General features: G+C 66.3%; 17 protein-coding genes. 10 read left to right on the plus strand and 7 right to left on the minus strand.

The features are described from left to right. Window positions 1-48 precede the first annotated feature (48 nt). The 4 genes from ACOCMM_RS12875 to ACOCMM_RS12890 all read left to right on the plus strand — a co-directional run bounded on the left by ACOCMM_RS12875 (window position 49) and on the right by ACOCMM_RS12890 (window position 3,056). Window positions 49-1,332 (plus strand): LLM class flavin-dependent oxidoreductase, encoded by a 1,284-nt coding sequence (locus ACOCMM_RS12875; RefSeq protein ID WP_419553541.1) that lies wholly within the window; start codon window positions 49-51, stop codon window positions 1,330-1,332. Beyond that, window positions 1,329-2,204: an alpha/beta fold hydrolase gene (locus tag ACOCMM_RS12880; RefSeq protein ID WP_419553542.1), complete on the plus strand. Its 876-nt coding sequence runs from the start codon at window positions 1,329-1,331 to the stop codon at window positions 2,202-2,204. Before ACOCMM_RS12875 ends, ACOCMM_RS12880 begins: the two co-directional genes overlap by 4 nt. 130 nt (window positions 2,205-2,334) lie before the next feature. Continuing rightward, a complete protein-coding gene (locus tag ACOCMM_RS12885) occupies window positions 2,335-2,703 on the plus strand; it encodes a type II toxin-antitoxin system RelE/ParE family toxin (protein WP_419553543.1) in 369 nt (122 codons plus the stop codon). 20 nt (window positions 2,704-2,723) lie between these two features. Beyond that, window positions 2,724-3,056: a helix-turn-helix domain-containing protein gene (locus tag ACOCMM_RS12890; RefSeq protein ID WP_419553544.1), complete on the plus strand. Its 333-nt coding sequence runs from the start codon at window positions 2,724-2,726 to the stop codon at window positions 3,054-3,056. Window positions 3,057-3,237: 181 nt separating this feature from the next. Here the strand turns inward: ACOCMM_RS12890 and ACOCMM_RS12895 are convergent, their stop codons facing one another. From ACOCMM_RS12895 to ACOCMM_RS12910, 4 genes are all read right to left on the minus strand, one after another. Beyond that, the gene (locus tag ACOCMM_RS12895) at window positions 3,238-4,146 is read right to left on the minus strand and encodes an alpha/beta hydrolase fold domain-containing protein (protein ID WP_419553545.1); all 909 of its coding nucleotides are present in this window, start codon (window positions 4,144-4,146) and stop codon (window positions 3,238-3,240) included. A gap of 48 nt (window positions 4,147-4,194) precedes the next feature. Further along, a complete protein-coding gene (locus ACOCMM_RS12900) occupies window positions 4,195-6,468 on the minus strand; it encodes a penicillin acylase family protein (protein ID WP_419553546.1) in 2,274 nt (757 codons plus the stop codon). 50 nt (window positions 6,469-6,518) lie between these two features. Continuing rightward, window positions 6,519-7,433: a TIGR01777 family oxidoreductase gene (locus tag ACOCMM_RS12905; RefSeq protein WP_419553547.1), complete on the minus strand. Its 915-nt coding sequence runs from the start codon at window positions 7,431-7,433 to the stop codon at window positions 6,519-6,521. 69 nt (window positions 7,434-7,502) lie between these two features. After that, window positions 7,503-8,285 carry an enoyl-CoA hydratase/isomerase family protein gene (locus ACOCMM_RS12910; RefSeq protein ID WP_419553548.1) on the minus strand — a complete coding sequence of 261 codons (783 nt, stop codon included), beginning with the start codon at window positions 8,283-8,285 and terminating at the stop codon, window positions 7,503-7,505. Between the two features lie 182 nt (window positions 8,286-8,467). On the opposite strand from ACOCMM_RS12910, the gene ACOCMM_RS12915 reads away from it, so the two are divergent. The 5 genes from ACOCMM_RS12915 (at window position 8,468) to ACOCMM_RS12935 (ending at window position 11,179) form a co-directional block, all read left to right on the plus strand. Continuing rightward, window positions 8,468-8,698 (plus strand): CopG family transcriptional regulator, encoded by a 231-nt coding sequence (locus ACOCMM_RS12915; RefSeq protein ID WP_419553549.1) that lies wholly within the window; start codon window positions 8,468-8,470, stop codon window positions 8,696-8,698. Between the two features lie 6 nt (window positions 8,699-8,704). Next, complete coding sequence (locus ACOCMM_RS12920) at window positions 8,705-9,136, plus strand: type II toxin-antitoxin system VapC family toxin (RefSeq protein WP_419553550.1); 432 nt, start codon at window positions 8,705-8,707, stop codon at window positions 9,134-9,136. 191 nt (window positions 9,137-9,327) lie between these two features. Further along, a complete protein-coding gene (locus ACOCMM_RS12925; protein ID WP_419554880.1) occupies window positions 9,328-10,095 on the plus strand; it encodes a DUF169 domain-containing protein in 768 nt (255 codons plus the stop codon). 75 nt (window positions 10,096-10,170) lie between these two features. Next, window positions 10,171-10,578: a VOC family protein gene (locus ACOCMM_RS12930; RefSeq protein ID WP_419553551.1), complete on the plus strand. Its 408-nt coding sequence runs from the start codon at window positions 10,171-10,173 to the stop codon at window positions 10,576-10,578. A 157-nt stretch (window positions 10,579-10,735) separates the two neighbouring features. Next, window positions 10,736-11,179: a rhodanese-like domain-containing protein gene (locus ACOCMM_RS12935; protein WP_419553552.1), complete on the plus strand. Its 444-nt coding sequence runs from the start codon at window positions 10,736-10,738 to the stop codon at window positions 11,177-11,179. Window positions 11,180-11,221: 42 nt separating this feature from the next. On the opposite strand, the gene ACOCMM_RS12940 is transcribed toward ACOCMM_RS12935, so the two are convergent. Continuing rightward, the gene (locus ACOCMM_RS12940; protein ID WP_419554881.1) at window positions 11,222-11,770 is read right to left on the minus strand and encodes a DsbA family oxidoreductase; all 549 of its coding nucleotides are present in this window, start codon (window positions 11,768-11,770) and stop codon (window positions 11,222-11,224) included. A 47-nt stretch (window positions 11,771-11,817) separates the two neighbouring features. Beyond that, window positions 11,818-11,958: a hypothetical protein gene (locus tag ACOCMM_RS12945; RefSeq protein WP_419553553.1), complete on the minus strand. Its 141-nt coding sequence runs from the start codon at window positions 11,956-11,958 to the stop codon at window positions 11,818-11,820. Between the two features lie 70 nt (window positions 11,959-12,028). Between ACOCMM_RS12945 and ACOCMM_RS12950 the strand changes: the two genes are divergently transcribed. After that, on the plus strand, window positions 12,029-13,285 hold the full coding sequence (locus ACOCMM_RS12950; protein ID WP_419553554.1) for an acyl-CoA dehydrogenase family protein: 1,257 nt from the start codon (window positions 12,029-12,031) through the stop codon (window positions 13,283-13,285). A 76-nt stretch (window positions 13,286-13,361) separates the two neighbouring features. Here the strand turns inward: ACOCMM_RS12950 and ACOCMM_RS12955 are convergent, their stop codons facing one another. Then, complete coding sequence (locus tag ACOCMM_RS12955) at window positions 13,362-14,831, minus strand: fibronectin type III domain-containing protein (protein ID WP_419553555.1); 1,470 nt, start codon at window positions 14,829-14,831, stop codon at window positions 13,362-13,364. Between the last annotated feature and the right edge of the window lie 67 nt (window positions 14,832-14,898).

Consider the following 14,898-nt stretch of genomic DNA (forward strand, 5'->3'; position numbering starts at 1 on the left):
GATTGTGCCAGCGCGGTGAGCCATCACCGCGAACGGAGGTAACCCCACATGACCGTGAAGTTCTGCTGGTTCAACTTGATGCCCTGGCCCGACCTGCCCGACGACTTCAAGACCGAGCACCGGTCTGTGTGGGTCGACATCGACGGGTCGCTGTTCGATCCTGAGCGGGCCAACGGCGTCTATCACGAGTACATGGACCAGCTCGAGTTCGCCGACGAGCTCGGCTTCGACGGCATCGGCGTCAACGAGCATCACCAGAACGCCTACGGCATCATGCCGAGCCCCAACATCATCGCTGCAGGCTTGGCGCGACGGACGTCACAGGCCGCCATATGCGTGATCGGCAACTCGATCGCGCTGTACAACCCGCCGCACCGGGTGGCCGAAGAGTTCGCGATGCTCGACTGCCTCAGCGGCGGCCGGCTGGTGGCGGGTTTCCCGGTGGGCACCCCGATGGACACCAACTTCACCTATGGCCAGATCCCCGCGCTGACCCGAGAGAAGTACTACGAGGCACACGACCTCATCATGGAGGCGTGGACCAACCCGGACGTGTTCGCCTTCGACGGCAAGTACACCCAGTTGCGCTACGTGAACTGCTGGCCCAAGCCGATCCAGCAGCCGCATCCGCCGATCTACATCCCCGGCGGCGGTTCGATCGAGACGTGGGACTTCTGCCTTGAGCACGACTACAACTACTCGTACCTGAGTTTCAACGGTTACCTGGCGGGCCAGACCCTCATGGACGGGTACTGGAACCGGGTTTCGGAGATGGACAAGAGCGAGACGCCCGGTCGGGCCGGCTTTGCCCAGATCATCTGCACGGCGGCCACCGACGCCGAGGCCGAGGAGCTCTACAGCGAGCACATGCTGTACTTCTTCAACCGCTGCCTCCATGTGTTCCCCGGTTTTGCCGACCCGCCCGGCTACCGGACGGTCAAGACCATCCAGGCCGGCAAGCTCGACCAGTTCCGCAAGGAGAACCAGGCGCTGTTCAAGCGGCTGACCTGGAAGGACCTGGTTGAGGGCGGCTATGTGATTGCAGGCTCGCCCGACACGGTGCGCGAGCGCATGGAGGACATGATCAAGCGGCTGCGCGTCGGCACCGTGTTCTGCCTGCTGCACATGGGGAACATGCCCGACTGGAAGACCCGCTACTCGAGCCAGCTGTTCGCCGAGAAGGTGATGGGTGGGCTGCGGGACATCTGGGGCGACGAGTTCGCCGATGCCGAGGACTGGTGGTGCAAGCCCATGGCCGAGCGGGTGCGTCCCGAGGACACCATGGCCGACGCCCGGCGCTACCCCGAGATGCCCAACGGCCCTGTGGCATGAGCACCACCGTGACGGCAACTGCATCGACCTTTGACGAGGTCGTGGTGACGACACGGCGTTCGGTGACCGCTCCTGTGCGCATCTACGAACCGGCCAGCGACGACGCTGCGAACGGAAGCACGTCTGCGACGGCGACCGTGCTGGCGCTGCACGGTGCCGGTGGCTGGCTGCAGGGCGAGCCCGTGCTCGACGGCTTGGCGGCGGCTGGGCTACGAGTAGTGGCGCCGGTGTGGCCCGCCTGGAGCGAGCACGGCGACGAGGACCGCCTGTCGGACATGGCCGATTTCGCGCTGCACGGCTGGGACGTGGCCACCGAGATGGGCCTGCTCTCCGCGGGCGCAGCCAGCGGCCTGCACCTGATGGGCCACTCGATGGGCGGCATGATCGCTGCGGAGATGGCAGCGCTGGCACCCCAGTCGGTGGGGCGCATGGCCCTGCTGTGCCCCGCGGGGATGTGGCTGGGCGACCACCCGATCCCCGACATCTTCGCGATGCTCCCCTACCAGCTCGCCGAAGTGCTCTTCGCCGACCCCAATGTGGGCGAGGAAGTGCTGACGGGCGGCGCCGACTTCTCCGACAACGCCACGCTGACGCGGTTCATGGTGGCCCGGGCCCGCCAGCAGGGCATGGCCGGCAAGATCCTGTTCCCTATTCCCAACCGCAGGTTTTCAGAACGGGCCTACCGGGTGACGGTCCCGACCTTGCTGGTGTGGGGACGTCAGGATCGGCTGATCCCACCGGCATACGCCGACGCGTGGCAAGGGGCATTGCCTGACGCCAGTGTCGAGCTCGTTGACGGCGCCGGACACATGCTCCCCTACGAGCAGCCGGCGGCCGTCGTGGCGGCGGTTGCCGCCCATCTACAGGGCTGAACGTCGCTCCCTGACGTATCGACGGCTCATCAGAACGCAGTTCATTGAGGCGACGTTCAGTAGGGCAGGTTCGTGGCAAGGCAGCGATAGAAGCTTGCTCTTATAGAAGATGTTTCTTATACTCATTGGCGTGTGGGAAGTCGAATACGCCGATGAGTTTGAACATTGGTGGCTCGGGCTGACCGAAGCGCAACAGGAAGCGCTCGACGATCGCGTCATGTTGCTGGCCGAGGTTGGGCCGGGTCTCAAGCGCCCGGTCGTTGGTGAGATCAAGGCCTCCCGCCACGCCAACATGAAAGAGCTGCGTGCATCGCGAGGCGGCGCTCTTCGAGTGTTGTTCGCTTTCGATCCCCGTCGTCACGCCATCTTGTTGCTCGGAGGCGACAAGAGCGGACTCTGGAAGGACTGGTACCGAACGGCGATCCCCGCAGCCGACGACCTCTACGACCGCCACCTCACGGCACTGGCCGAACAAGGCCCCATCGACGATGACAGTTGAAACCAGAAAGGATCCAAGCCATGCCGTCGACTACTAGCTACCGCATGCTCCACGACCAGATCGCGTCGCGCCCCGGTGCGGTCGAGCGCCTCGCAGCGCTGCGCGACGAGACGCTCAACGAGATCGGACTCTACGAGCTTCGCCGGGCGCTTGATCGGTCGCAAACCGACCTCGGAGCTGCTCTTGGGATCTCTCAGTCCGCGGTCTCCCAGCTCGAGCGAGGTGATGACATCAGGGTCTCGACTCTGCGAAGCTACATCGCCCGCCTCGGCGGCAAGCTCCGGATCGTCGCAGTGTTCGACGACGGGAACGAGCAGACCGAGCTCCCGATCGAGATCGGCGCCAGCCGCTGATCACCGGTCGCGACATGACACGGCTCGGCGGTGCTGCTTGCTGGGTGACCGCGCAGCTCGTGGGACGACGCGCCAGCGGAGACACCACCGCAGGAACCAGCACCGCAACCGAGACATCCCCACCCGACGACACCCCCGGCAACATTCACCGCGGTGTCTGCCGGTCTTGACGATTCGCACCTCAGCTTCGACGGCTACCGGGCGTCGCCGCCAGGAAGGCGGCAGCTTCCGCGAGCGCTTGGTCGGCTTCTGGCAGCGCGTGGTAGTGCCAGGTGTGCCACATGCCCTCCCAGAGATCGAGAGTGATGTCGACACCGGCAATGGCGGCCCGGTGCAGCAGTTCGCGGGCTTGGGCTGCGAGCGGCTCGTCGGCCGCCGCTTGAATGAGCACGGGCGGCAGCCCACCGAGCTCGGCACGCAGCGGCGACAGGCGAGGATCGGCAGGGTCGGCGTCGCCGGTGTAGTAATCGATGAGGCGGCGTCCCTCGTCGTCGGCAAGCGGGCTGCCGGGCACAGAAACGTGGTCCAGCAGGGGGCTGAACAGAGCGATCGCTGCGGGCCGCAGGCCTCGAGCGGCCGCCGTCACCGCAGCGCTGAGCGCGAGCGCTCCCCCGGATGAGTCGCCAGCGAGCGCCACCGGGGTGTCACCGGCGGCGAGCGCGAGATATACGGCCAGGACGTCGTCCAGCGCTGCGGGGAACGAGCACTCGGGCGGCTGGCGGTAGTCGACCGAGACGACACGCAGGGTCCGGGCCAAGCGGGCGGTGATCGTTATGGCGACGGACGCGCTGCCCAGCACGTAGCCGCCGCCGTGTGCATAGACCACGATCGGCGCGCCCGCGCGGGGCGGTGGACCGGCGACCAGGCATGCGATGCCGCCGATGACCTCTCGCCGGTGAGGCACCGCAGGATCGTCGTCTTCGCCCCACAGCGCATTGGTCGCAGCCCGCCAGTTCGCGACCGCAGCATGGTCGGTCAGATCGGGCATCTGGATCGGCACCGACGGCTTGCGCCGGGCCTTGTACGCCGCGGCTTCGGGCGACATCTGGTGCCTGCGGACAAAGCTGCCAGCAGCAGGTGTGGAGCTCATCGACATTGCTCGCTCTGTTGCGCGATCGGGCCGCGCTCTGGTCCCCGCCTAGATCTCGCGGACATCGGCGGTGACCGACTCCACCGCTGCAGCGCTGTACGCCATCGGGACCAGCTCGCAGTTGAGCCACGCTTGGCGCTGGTCGAGGTCGTGGCCGCTGCCGCGCACGCCCGACACGCCATGGGGGACCACCCAACCAGAGTTGTCCCAGTCATCGAGATCGAATGCATACCGTGCGACCGAGCCATGAATGGCCCGCTCCCCTGTCTCGGGTGCCGTCCCGCCCTGACGCACGGTGTCGCCGTCACCCGCACAGCCGTCGATCGGCGGGTGCAGATCCCGCGCAGCAGCGAGTGCTGATGCGAGCGGGTGCGACGAGGCCATGCGGTGAACCCGTTCCCATTTCCACGACTGCGGGTCGTCGCCGAGCCGCTGGGTCAGCTCGGCGGCGGTCTCGTCCACACAAGCGCTGAACGCCATCCGCAACGAGATGGGGTTGTCCAGCCCGGGCACCACGTCGAGGTTCCGCTCGCAGAGCATGCGAATCGCGGCGCCCGCGGCCATGCGACTGGCCTCGGCGGCAGGAGGCCACCCGCCGGCACCCAGCTCGGCCCCGGCGATGCCGAGCCGCTCGGCGATGGCTTCGATCAGCCGGCGCTTGACGACCGCATAGATGGTTGCGGGAGCCGAGTCAGCAGTCACGCGCTGATCCCACTCGGCCAGCATGTCGAGCAGCGTGTGTGAGAGCTCGTGGCCGCACTCGACCGCGTACTCGGTGATCAGGCCGAGCACTCTAGGGGCCACAAGCGACGTCACATCGGCGTGGATGGCGCTCATGTCAGCGACGGTGACGCCGGTCATGGGCGCCAGCAGTTCGCAGATGCGGTCGTGCCGGCTCGGGCCGGCGAAGTCCAGCGAGATGTACGGGCCGCCATCGGCCGTCCGGTTGTTGGCGGTCACCAGGTAGCCCCGCTCAGGATCGATCCACTGCGGCAGGTCCTCAAATGGCACCGGTGCCAGGCCGTCCCACGCGAACTCGTCGGTGCCGGGTACGGGCGTCCAGCGGCTCGCCGGCGGGCGCTCGATGACACGACCGCGAATCTTGAAAGCGACCGCGCCACAGCGGTCGGCCGCCAGCAGGTTGTTGACGGGCAGCACCCACAGCCGGACGGCCTCGATCAGCTCAGCCGTCGAGCCTGCAACGAGCATCGGCCACAGGGCATCCAGCGTCGTGTCAGGGCCGAACATGCCGGTCCACTGCAATGACAGCGCGATGCCATCGGCGGGGTCGCCGAGCACCACCGGCCCCCTGGGCGTGGAACCGCAGAGAACCTCGACGGTGCCCTCGCCACGGATGTGGAGCTCCTCGGTGCGCCACGGCTCCCCCAGCGAGGAGCCTGCGGCAAAGCGCTCCACGAACACATCGGTGTCGTCGCACATGCCATGCGTGATGCCCCAGGCCACCTCCGCGTTGTGCCCAAAGTGCGGGAAGCCGGGTACGCCTGGGAAGCCCATGCCAATCGCATCAAACTCGTCGCAGCGCAGGTGACACTGGTGGTACACATTCGGGAATTCGATGCCGCGGTGCGGATCGCCGGCGAGCAGCGGCTTGCCGCTCGCAGTGCGCTCGCCGCTGAGCGCCCACGAATTGGACGCCCCGTCCGAATCCATGGCCGCCGCAAGCGCCGCCATGTCGGCTGCGCTCGCGTCGAGCACCCTCGCTGCATCCTCAAGCAGATCGGGACGAAGCCCGTCGCCGGGAACCATTGCCGAGTCAGCCTCGATGTCCCCCACCGTGGCGATCACGGCCTCAGGGCCCGCCTGAGCCATGATCCGCCCCCGCCATAGCTTGCGAGTCAGCGTTCCCATGAAGATGTGGCGCAGCTTGTACACCGCTACGCAATGCCACGGTTCCCACGGCTCTGGCGGCGCTGGGTGGTGCTCGAACTCGGCTGGAAGCGCATCTGCATGGTCGACGAGCCAACGGTTCACGCCCTCGGTGTAGGCCTCGCACATCGCTCGGGTGCGGGATTCAAGCGCGGCGTAGTCGGATTGCGCGATCGCGGCGAGCCCGAGCCGGCGGAAGAAGGCGTCCTCGCGCGCTCCGGCCATGCCGACGACCTCGGACCAGCGCCCCATCGCCCGGCGCCGGTCCCATTCCATCTGCCAGATCCGGTCGTCGGCCGCCACCCAGCCCTGTGCCGCGAATGCCTCATCGGCCGTCGAGGCCTCGGCGTGAGCGATGCCCCACCTGTCACGCCGGATAGTCACGCCGAGCACGCCCGCTGAGACACCGCCGTCCGAGCCACTGCCTTGGGTCATGGCGGCCACGCTAGGACGCCGGAGTTCGCTCGGCAGCTTGTTTGTCGCGGCTAGAGCGCCTCCGCGAGTGCGCCGGCCAGTTCGGGATGCTCGAAGCGGAATCCGTCCTCGGTGAGAGCGTCGGGGAGCACTCGGGTCGAGTCGAGCAGCAGTGCTTGACCCATCTCCCCCAGCGCAGCCCGGATGGCGAACGGCGGCGCGGGCATGAACGAAGGGCGGCGCAGGGCCGAGCTCAGCGCCCGCTGGAAGCCCTGCTGGCGGACCGGGTTGGGTGCTGTCAGGTTGAATGCACCGCTCACGTCGCTGTCGATGAGATGCCGGATGGCGCGGACCTCGTCGTCGAGGCTGATCCAGCTCCACCACTGGCGACCGGTGCCCAGCGGCCCTCCGGCACAGAGTCGGGTGATGCGCGCCATGCGTTCAATCGCCGGCGCTCCGCGCCCCACGACGAGACCTGTGCGAATGCGAACGAGTCGCACCCCGGCGTCACCGATCGGCACCGCGGCGCGTTCCCAGCGCTTGCAGACTTCGGTCAGGAAGCCGTTACCGGGCAGCGACCACTCGGTCAGCTCCTCCTCGCCCCGGTTCCCGTAGAACCCGACAGCAGAGCCGCAGACGAACACCGACGGCTTGGCATCGAGCTTGCCGACGGTGTCTGCCAGCAGCTTGGTGGACTCGACGCGGCTCGACATGATGTCGGCCTTGCGTTTGTCGGTCCACCGCCCGCCGATGCTCTCCCCCGCCAGGTGGACAATGGCGTCGAGCCCTTCGAGCGCGGCCGCGTCGATGGTTTCTTCGGCCACGTTCCAGACGACCGTTTGCCCGGCGGCTTCGTTCTCGCTGCCTTCGACGGGCGCTGGACCGGGACTTCGGGACACCCCGACGACCTCGTGGCCGTCAGCCCGCAGGCTCGCTGCAAGCGCTCCGCCGATCAGCCCACGAATGCCCGTGATCGCGACTCGCATGTCATTCATCATGGCGCGCCCAGCAACCCCCGCTGGATCTCAAGGCGCGATGAGGCGCCGTCGGGAGCTCTAGCGGCCCTGGAAGTTGCCGAGGCGGCGCTCGGAGACGGCCGCCATGCCTTCGCGGGCGTCTTGTGTGCCCGAGAGGCGCAGTTGCTCCGCGGCCTCGCGCTGTGTGATCTCGCGGACGCGGTCGCCGAGGCCGAGTCGCAGCGTGGCCTTGATGGCCCGTACGGCCAGCGGGGCGTTCGCAGCAATCTCGCCAGCGATTTCGATGGCGCGGTCGCGTACCTGATCAGCAGGCACGCACTCGTCGGCGAGACCTAGCTCGACTGCCTCATCGCCCTTGTACCGCTTGGCGCCCAGCAGCACCTTGGCAGCGCGTTCAGGGCCCAGCAGGGCCGGCATCGTCACGCTCATGCCGAAGCCCTGGTGGATGCCGAGCGATGCAAAGTTGGCGCAAAACCGAGCCTCGGGGCAGGTGATGCGGATGTCGGGCACCATCGCCAGTCCCAGACCGCCTCCGATGGCGGGACCGTGGATCGCCCCAACGATGGGCAGCGTCACGTCGAACAGCCGCCCCGAGCCTTGGTACAGCTGCAGCGTTGCATTGCCGCCGACCTTCTCTTCGGCACCACCGCCGACGCCCTCGCCGCCCAGGTCGGCACCTGCGCAGAACGAGCGACCCTCGGCGGCCAGCACCGCGCAGCCGATGCCCATGTCGTCTTCCAGCTCGACCAGCGCATCGGCGATGTCGTGCACCTGGCGGTAGCTCAGGAAGTTATGGGGCGGGCGATCCATGATCACCAGCCCGACGCGCCCATCCCGCTCGACCCTCAGTCCCTCTGCCATGTCGCGAATGCTCCTTCGCATCGACGGGTAGTCGCCCGCTCCGATCCGGCCCGCCAGCGGTGAGCCGGCGCGCCACGCTAGTACCGCTGCTCTCGCCGATTCCGGAGTCGGCCCCCAGAGTGGTGCCCCGGCCTGTACACGTGCATGCTGAACTTCTCACACTGACGTGTTAGCTTTCTTGCATGCGCACGACCGTCGAATTCGATGAGGACGCGGCGCAAGCACTTGCCCGATTGCGCCGGGAAACCGGCATGGGGGTGTCCGAGGCCGTCAACCATCTCGTTCGCCGAGGGTTAGCGGCTGAATCGGCGAGCGAGCCCTTCGTCCAGAAGACCCACCCGCTCGGCATCCGTATCGACGTGAGCAACGTGGCCGAGGCCATCGACCTGCTCGAAGGTCCCCATACCAGGTAGCTGCCGGTGCTCGTCGATGCCAACGTCCTGCTCTATGCAGTCGACGAGCACAGTCCCTTCCACGAAGTAGCGAGACCGTGGCTCGAAGAGGCGCTGAACGGACCGCGTCGTGTCGGGCTTCCGTGGCAGTCTCTAACCGGGTTTCTGAGGATCGTCACCAATCCCCGAGCGGTAGCCAATCCGCTCTCGCCCACAGCGGCATGGGCCTTTGTCGAAGCCTGGCTGGACGCACCAAGCGCATGGATTCCTGATCCCGGCCAAGGGCATCGCGACATCCTCGGGCGGCTCGTACGCGAGTTGCACCTCAGCGCAAACCTCATTCCCGACGCGGCGCTCGCTGCACTGTGCATCGAACATGGCTTGGCAATCGTCTCAGCAGATTCCGACTTCGCGAGATTTGCCGAACTGAGCTGGATCAACCCGATCACCAACGCTTGACGCTGCGAGCCATGGCTGCCCCGGCCGCAGAGCCAGCGCTGACGGCGGCTCACGCTCGTGGTCGCCGAACTAGCGTGACCTTGCGAATCCGGCTGGCCTGAGAATCGGGAAGCAACAGGCCAGCCATACCTGAGGGGGCAGCCGTGACCCAGACCGATGTGGCCGACGCAACGACCGAAACCGCAGCGCACGTGCGTACCGAGTCGATCGACTGGGACGATTTGCTTGCACGCCTGCAGGCTGTGCTGCGGCTGCGCACCACTCCGATCGGCATGAAGCTCTTCGAGACCACGGCCGATATGGAGGCCGTGCCGCGGGTGCGCCGCCCGAACGCCATCCACACCACCGACCAGATCGTGGGCATGGCCTGCCGGCTCAACTGGACGGTCGGCGTGACCATGGACGACCTCGTCGGCGCCCAGTGCGGCGCCGTCATCGGGCTGCATCCCCAAGACGACAAATGGCTGTCGGGCGACCGCATGGCCGGCGTGTGGTTCGAGACGCTGGAGGATGCCTCCGAGCACCAGCACGCCATGGACTGCGTGCCCTATGGCACCTACGAGGCGATGGTGGTTGCACCGCTGTCGTCGAAACGACTCAACCCGCCCGACGTCTGCATGATCTATGCCACGCCCGCCCAGATGATCATCCTCATCAACGGCCTGCAGTGGCGTGGCTACAAGAAGATGGAATGGGGCTGCGTCGGCGAGTCAGCGTGCGCTGACTCGTGGGGCCGGGCGCTGCACACAGGAGAGCCGAGCGTGTCGATTCCCTGCTTCGCCGAGCGCCGCTACGGCGGTGTGATGGAGGACGAGCTCTTGATTGCTCTCACACCGGAAGATCTCGTCGTTGCGGTCGAAGGCATGGAGGCGCTGTCCCGCAACGGGCTGCGTTACCCAATCCCGACGTACGGCATCCAGACCGACGCTCGTGCCGGCCTCGGCGTCAGTTACGACTGAGGACACGAGACCGGCCCGCACGCCAGAGAACCGCCAACTACACCCGCCAAACCAGGCAGAAAGACAAGGGGCAACGTGGCACTGCAACCGACCAAGGAAGGCTTCGACCTCGGCATCGTCACCAGCAACGGCGACGAGATGCTCGCGTTCTATCGCGATGTGCTCGGGCTCGAGTTCGAGCAGACGCTGAACATGGAGAAGGTGGGCATCGCCCAGATGCACCGACTGTGGGCGAACAAGAGCATGCTGAAACTTGTGGTGCCCGTCGCTGACGTGCCTGCCGGTGCCACGGGCGGCATCACCGGCGCCACCGGCCTGCGCTATTTCACCTTCAACGTCGGCAACTTCGAAGAAGTGATGACCGCTTGCGAGGAGGCCGGGGCCAACATCATCTGGCGCCGGCTCGAAGCGCGGCCCGGCGTGGTGGTCGGGATGGTCGAAGATCCCGACGGAAACTGGGTCGAGTTCATCGACAGCCCCTGAACCTGAAGGGATGCGCGAATAGGTGGGCCTTCTCGCCGCGGCGCCTGTTGCTTCCCGCTCTTGTTCGCAACGCTGGGGGGCCGCTCGGGCCACGGCTTCGCCTATCGGCCTAGCCTCTTAGGCTTGCGGGGCACGGCGGCGTTGGGAGCGTTGAACTGTGCCTGAACCACAGCGCAAGACGGTCCACGACCTGCTCGCGGAGGCACGCGCCGGGCTGGACCGGGTCTCGCCTGATGAGCTTGCCGTGCTGCTGGAGGCTGGGGCTTCCGTCGGCACCGGCCGGCTGCGCGTCATTGACATCCGATCGCGGGACCAGCGCGAGGCCAACGGCATCATCGAGGGCTCCGAGCCCATCGACCCCTTGGTGCTCGAGTGGCGCATCGACGGCGCATCAGGTTTCGCCGAGGGCACAGCAGCCGACTTCGACGACCGCTTGGTCATCGTGTGCAATGAGGGTTACAGCTCCAGCCTCGCCGCCGCTCGCCTGCAGGACCTGGGATTCGGCAACGCCACGGACCTCGATGGGGGCATGGCCGGCTGGAAATCCCACGGTTTCCCGGTAATCCCGCCGCCCACGGCGGGCGCCGGGTCCGACGGCTGACGAATCGGGGCCTCCGTCGCCGCGGAAACCTGCGAGGCAACCTCAGTTCGTGCCAGGGGCAGGCCGCTCGCGCAGGCGCCCGATGACGTCGGCCATGAAATCGTCGTCCTGCGCTCCTGGAATGACGAGCCGCCCGTCAAACAGCCAGCTGGGCGTCGCGCTGATACCCCACTCGTTCGCACGAGCCATCGACGCCCGCAGGGCAGGCAATAGCTCGTCGTTGGTGACAACGCGCCGCAGCACGTCAGGGTCGATAGCCACATCGGCCGCCAAGGTGACCAGCACTTCAGGGTCGGTGACGTCGAGTTCGTCCTCCCAGTAGGCGGCGTAGAGCCGATCGTGGTAACGCTCGGCAGCGTCGGGGTCTGCGTGCTCGACCGCCAGCGCGGCCTGGTGCGCGTTGGCACTGTTGCGCAGGCGCTTGGGTGACACGAAGCGGATGCCCTCAGCCTCGGCAAGCGCGGCCACCCGGTCGAACCCTGAACGGAGCTCGATGCCCTCCGCCGGCACCTCGGGATGGATCTCGTAGGCCAGCCAGGTGATTTCGAGGTCGTGACGTTCAGCCAGTCGAGCCGCCCGGGCCCGTGCCAGATGGCACCACGGTCACAGGTAGTCCGACCACACCAGAACCGACATCGTCATTGTTCTGTCGATTCCCCGTCGCGCTCGTCGGGTTCGGGAACCTTGACTTCGCTGACCCGGAAACCAGCGCGCTCTCCCTCGAGATAGGCCTCTGCCTCCCTCAGGCCGTCCATGATCTTCTCGAATGCGGAACTCATCTCGGCCTCCCGAGTCCCATCCTCGCACACGGCCCGGCGGGGTTCGCGGGTGGCCGGTAGCTTGCCGCGCATGGACTTCACGATCCCTGCAGACATCGCGCAGCTGCTCGACGACCTGGACACGTTCATCACCGACGTCATCAAGCCCATCGAGAACGAAGACGACAACATCCGCTTCTTCGACCACCGCCGGGAGGACTCGCGCACCGACTGGGAACGCGACGGCCTGCCGAACGCGGAGTGGGAGGGCCTGCTGGTCCGCATGCGCAAGAAGGCCGACAAGGCAGGCTTCTTGCGCTGGCACCTGCCCGAGCGCTTCGGCGGCAGCGACGGGACCAACTTGGGCATGGCGATCATCCGGGAGCACCTGGCCCGCCGCGGTCTCGGTCTGCACAACGACCTGCAGAACGAGAGCTCGATCATCGGCAACTTCCCGACCGTGCTGATGATGGAGCGCTACGGGTCACCCCAGCAGCAGGACTACTGGATTCCCAAGATGCTCGAGGGTCAAGCCCGCATCGGCTTCGGCCTGACCGAGCCGCTGCATGGCTCAGATGCCACTTGGATGGAGACCACCGCGGAGCGCGACGGCGACGAGTGGGTCATCAACGGCGAGAAATACTGGAACACCGGGCTGCACCACGCCACCCACGACTACATCTTCGCCCGCACGTCGGGGAATCCCGGCGAGGGGCACGGCATCACCTGCTTCATCGTCCCGGTCGACACGCCGGGCTTCGGGGTCGAGAAGTTCATGTGGACCTTCAACATGCCCACCGACCACGCCCACGTGCGCCTGACCGACGTGCGGGTCCACAACGACGACATCCTGGGGTCAGAGGGCCGCGGCCTGCAGACAGCGCAGCTGTTCGTGCACGAGAACCGGATCCGCCAGGCGGCCTCGTCAGTGGGCGCTGGCCTGCACTGCATCGACGTGGCAGTCGACTATGTGAAGAACCGCACCACGTTCGGCAAGCCGCTGGCGCAGAACCAGGCCATCCAGTTCCCGCTGGCCGAGCTGTACACCGAGGCCGAGATGGTCCGGGCGCTCATCTGGAAGACTGCCTGGGAGATGGACGAAGGCGTCGACCACATGGAGATCACCGACAAGGTGGCTATGTGCAACTACCGCGGCAACCGGTTCTGCTGCGACGCAGCTGACCGGTCCATGCAGAGCTGCGGCGGCAACGGCTACGGGCGCCACATGCCCTTCGAGCACATCTACCGGCACCACCGCCGGTACCGGATCACCGAGGGATCAGAAGAGATCCAGATCCGCAAGGTCGCCGGCAAGCTGTTCGGCTTCGCCGGAAGGGCGAAGGGCTAGCACAGCGCCCAGCGGGCGAAGAGCTAGCACAGCGTCCATCCAGCACGAACTCAGCACCGGCTGCCAGCACCGAAACTCAACCCCAGCGCCTGACACTCGCCGTGCCGACGCTCGCGCTGCCGCTCGATGGCCCGGGAATGGTGAGGGTGACGTCATGGGACAACGGCGTTCCATCTGCCGTGCATGCCTGGGTGTAGCTCTTCCCAGTCTTGGTGCAGTCCGTCGCGGCCGGCAGGGTGAGTGTCACGTCGGCAGTGGAGTTCGGCCTGATGTGGATCTCCCACAGGTCGCTGCGCCCGTCCACCCGCTTGAACTTGCGAACCGCGCCGTTGGTTACTGCGAGCAAATTGTCTCGCAGCGTCTTGTAGCTCACCCGGATCGCCTCGCTGAATTGAATCCTCACCGTGAATTTCCCGCTGCCGGTGTGTGCCCTCGGCACCGTATCCGCAACGAACTCAGCCGTCAGCGGCTGTTCTTCGTCCGGGTCTGCATCGGGGTCCGGATTCGGATCGGAGCCCGAATCGGGATCGGGATCCGGAGTCGAGTCAGGATTCGGGGCCACATCCTCAGACGGTGACGAATCTGGCACCGGGTCGTCCCCCGTTCGCAGGAATGCCGGATTCAGGTACAGACTCACGCTCTGCCTCGACATGACCGGCGGTGGCAGATCGCACGACGCAAAGGCAGCGATGGGCTCTGGGGTTCCGGCGCTGGCATAGGGGGTCGCACTCGAGGACTGCTCATACTCGAGGAAGGGCGTGCTCCAGTCTCCCCAACTGCTCTTCGCTCGAACCAGGACATCGTACGAATGGCCGTTGTCCAAACCGGTGATGATGTAGCTCATCCGCTCTGAGGCATGGCACTCATCGGGACTCGAGATGAACCCGCTCGTGGGCCAAGCCCATGTCCGGTACTTCAATGGGGTGTCGGTCCTGGTCCAGTAGACCTCATAGCCGACGTAGTCGATGTCGTCCGAATCCGGCAGCTGAGCCCACGAAACGACCAGCGACCCGTCGCCGACCGTCAGCGACGGCTGGTAGATCGGCGACGGGCGTGTCCGGGCACCCTCGATGAGCGAATCACTCCACGGGCTGACGCCGGCAACGCTGCCCGCTCGAATCTGGTACCGGTACACGACTTCGAACTCCAAGCCGGTGACTTCGTGCTGCCAGTCCGTCTCGGCCCTCACGACCGTCCAGTTCTCGTCTGACTTGTCCTCCACATCCTCTCGGATGTACCGAACCTCGGCATAGGTGATCTCATTGCCGTGCTTGTCGTGAGAAGAGGCGTTCACCCAAGTCAGCCAGATCCACGTGTCACCCCACATGTACATGCAGCAGGTGGGCGCACCCGTCACGTAATCGGTTTCCTCTTCCGTCAAGGGATCGGACTGAGCGTGGACCTGCGTCGGTGTCGCCACGACAAGTGTCGCAACGCACAGCACCACAACGCACAGCACCGCTGTCACCCGCATGCGAGTGGCCTTGTGCCCGACCATGGACGGTTCGGTCAGATCGTCCGGAGCTGTTCTGCTTCGCCGCTTCATGATGACGACCCTCCTACGTGCATGCCGAAGAATGAGAGATGTACATACATATGCGACAATAGCTGCA

Source organism: Candidatus Poriferisodalis sp. (genome assembly GCF_965198245.1).
Classification (GTDB): domain Bacteria; phylum Actinomycetota; class Acidimicrobiia; order Acidimicrobiales; family Poriferisodalaceae; genus Poriferisodalis.

Excerpts from the sequence above, each read along its gene's own strand:
- ACOCMM_RS12875 (WP_419553541.1), top strand. The coding sequence starts at position 49 with ATGACCGTGAAGTTCTGCTGGTTCAACTTGATGCCCTGGCCCGACCTG.
- ACOCMM_RS12880 (WP_419553542.1), top strand. The coding sequence starts at position 1,329 with ATGAGCACCACCGTGACGGCAACTGCATCGACCTTTGACGAGGTCGTG.
- ACOCMM_RS12890 (WP_419553544.1), top strand. The coding sequence starts at position 2,724 with ATGCCGTCGACTACTAGCTACCGCATGCTCCACGACCAGATCGCGTCG.
- ACOCMM_RS12895 (WP_419553545.1), bottom strand. The coding sequence starts at position 4,146 with ATGAGCTCCACACCTGCTGCTGGCAGCTTTGTCCGCAGGCACCAGATG.
- ACOCMM_RS12900 (WP_419553546.1), bottom strand. The coding sequence starts at position 6,468 with ATGACCCAAGGCAGTGGCTCGGACGGCGGTGTCTCAGCGGGCGTGCTC.
- ACOCMM_RS12905 (WP_419553547.1), bottom strand. The coding sequence starts at position 7,433 with ATGCGAGTCGCGATCACGGGCATTCGTGGGCTGATCGGCGGAGCGCTT.
- ACOCMM_RS12910 (WP_419553548.1), bottom strand. The coding sequence starts at position 8,285 with ATGGCAGAGGGACTGAGGGTCGAGCGGGATGGGCGCGTCGGGCTGGTG.
- ACOCMM_RS12915 (WP_419553549.1), top strand. The coding sequence starts at position 8,468 with ATGCGCACGACCGTCGAATTCGATGAGGACGCGGCGCAAGCACTTGCC.
- ACOCMM_RS12945 (WP_419553553.1), bottom strand. The coding sequence starts at position 11,958 with ATGAGTTCCGCATTCGAGAAGATCATGGACGGCCTGAGGGAGGCAGAG.
- ACOCMM_RS12950 (WP_419553554.1), top strand. The coding sequence starts at position 12,029 with ATGGACTTCACGATCCCTGCAGACATCGCGCAGCTGCTCGACGACCTG.
- ACOCMM_RS12955 (WP_419553555.1), bottom strand. The coding sequence starts at position 14,831 with ATGAAGCGGCGAAGCAGAACAGCTCCGGACGATCTGACCGAACCGTCC.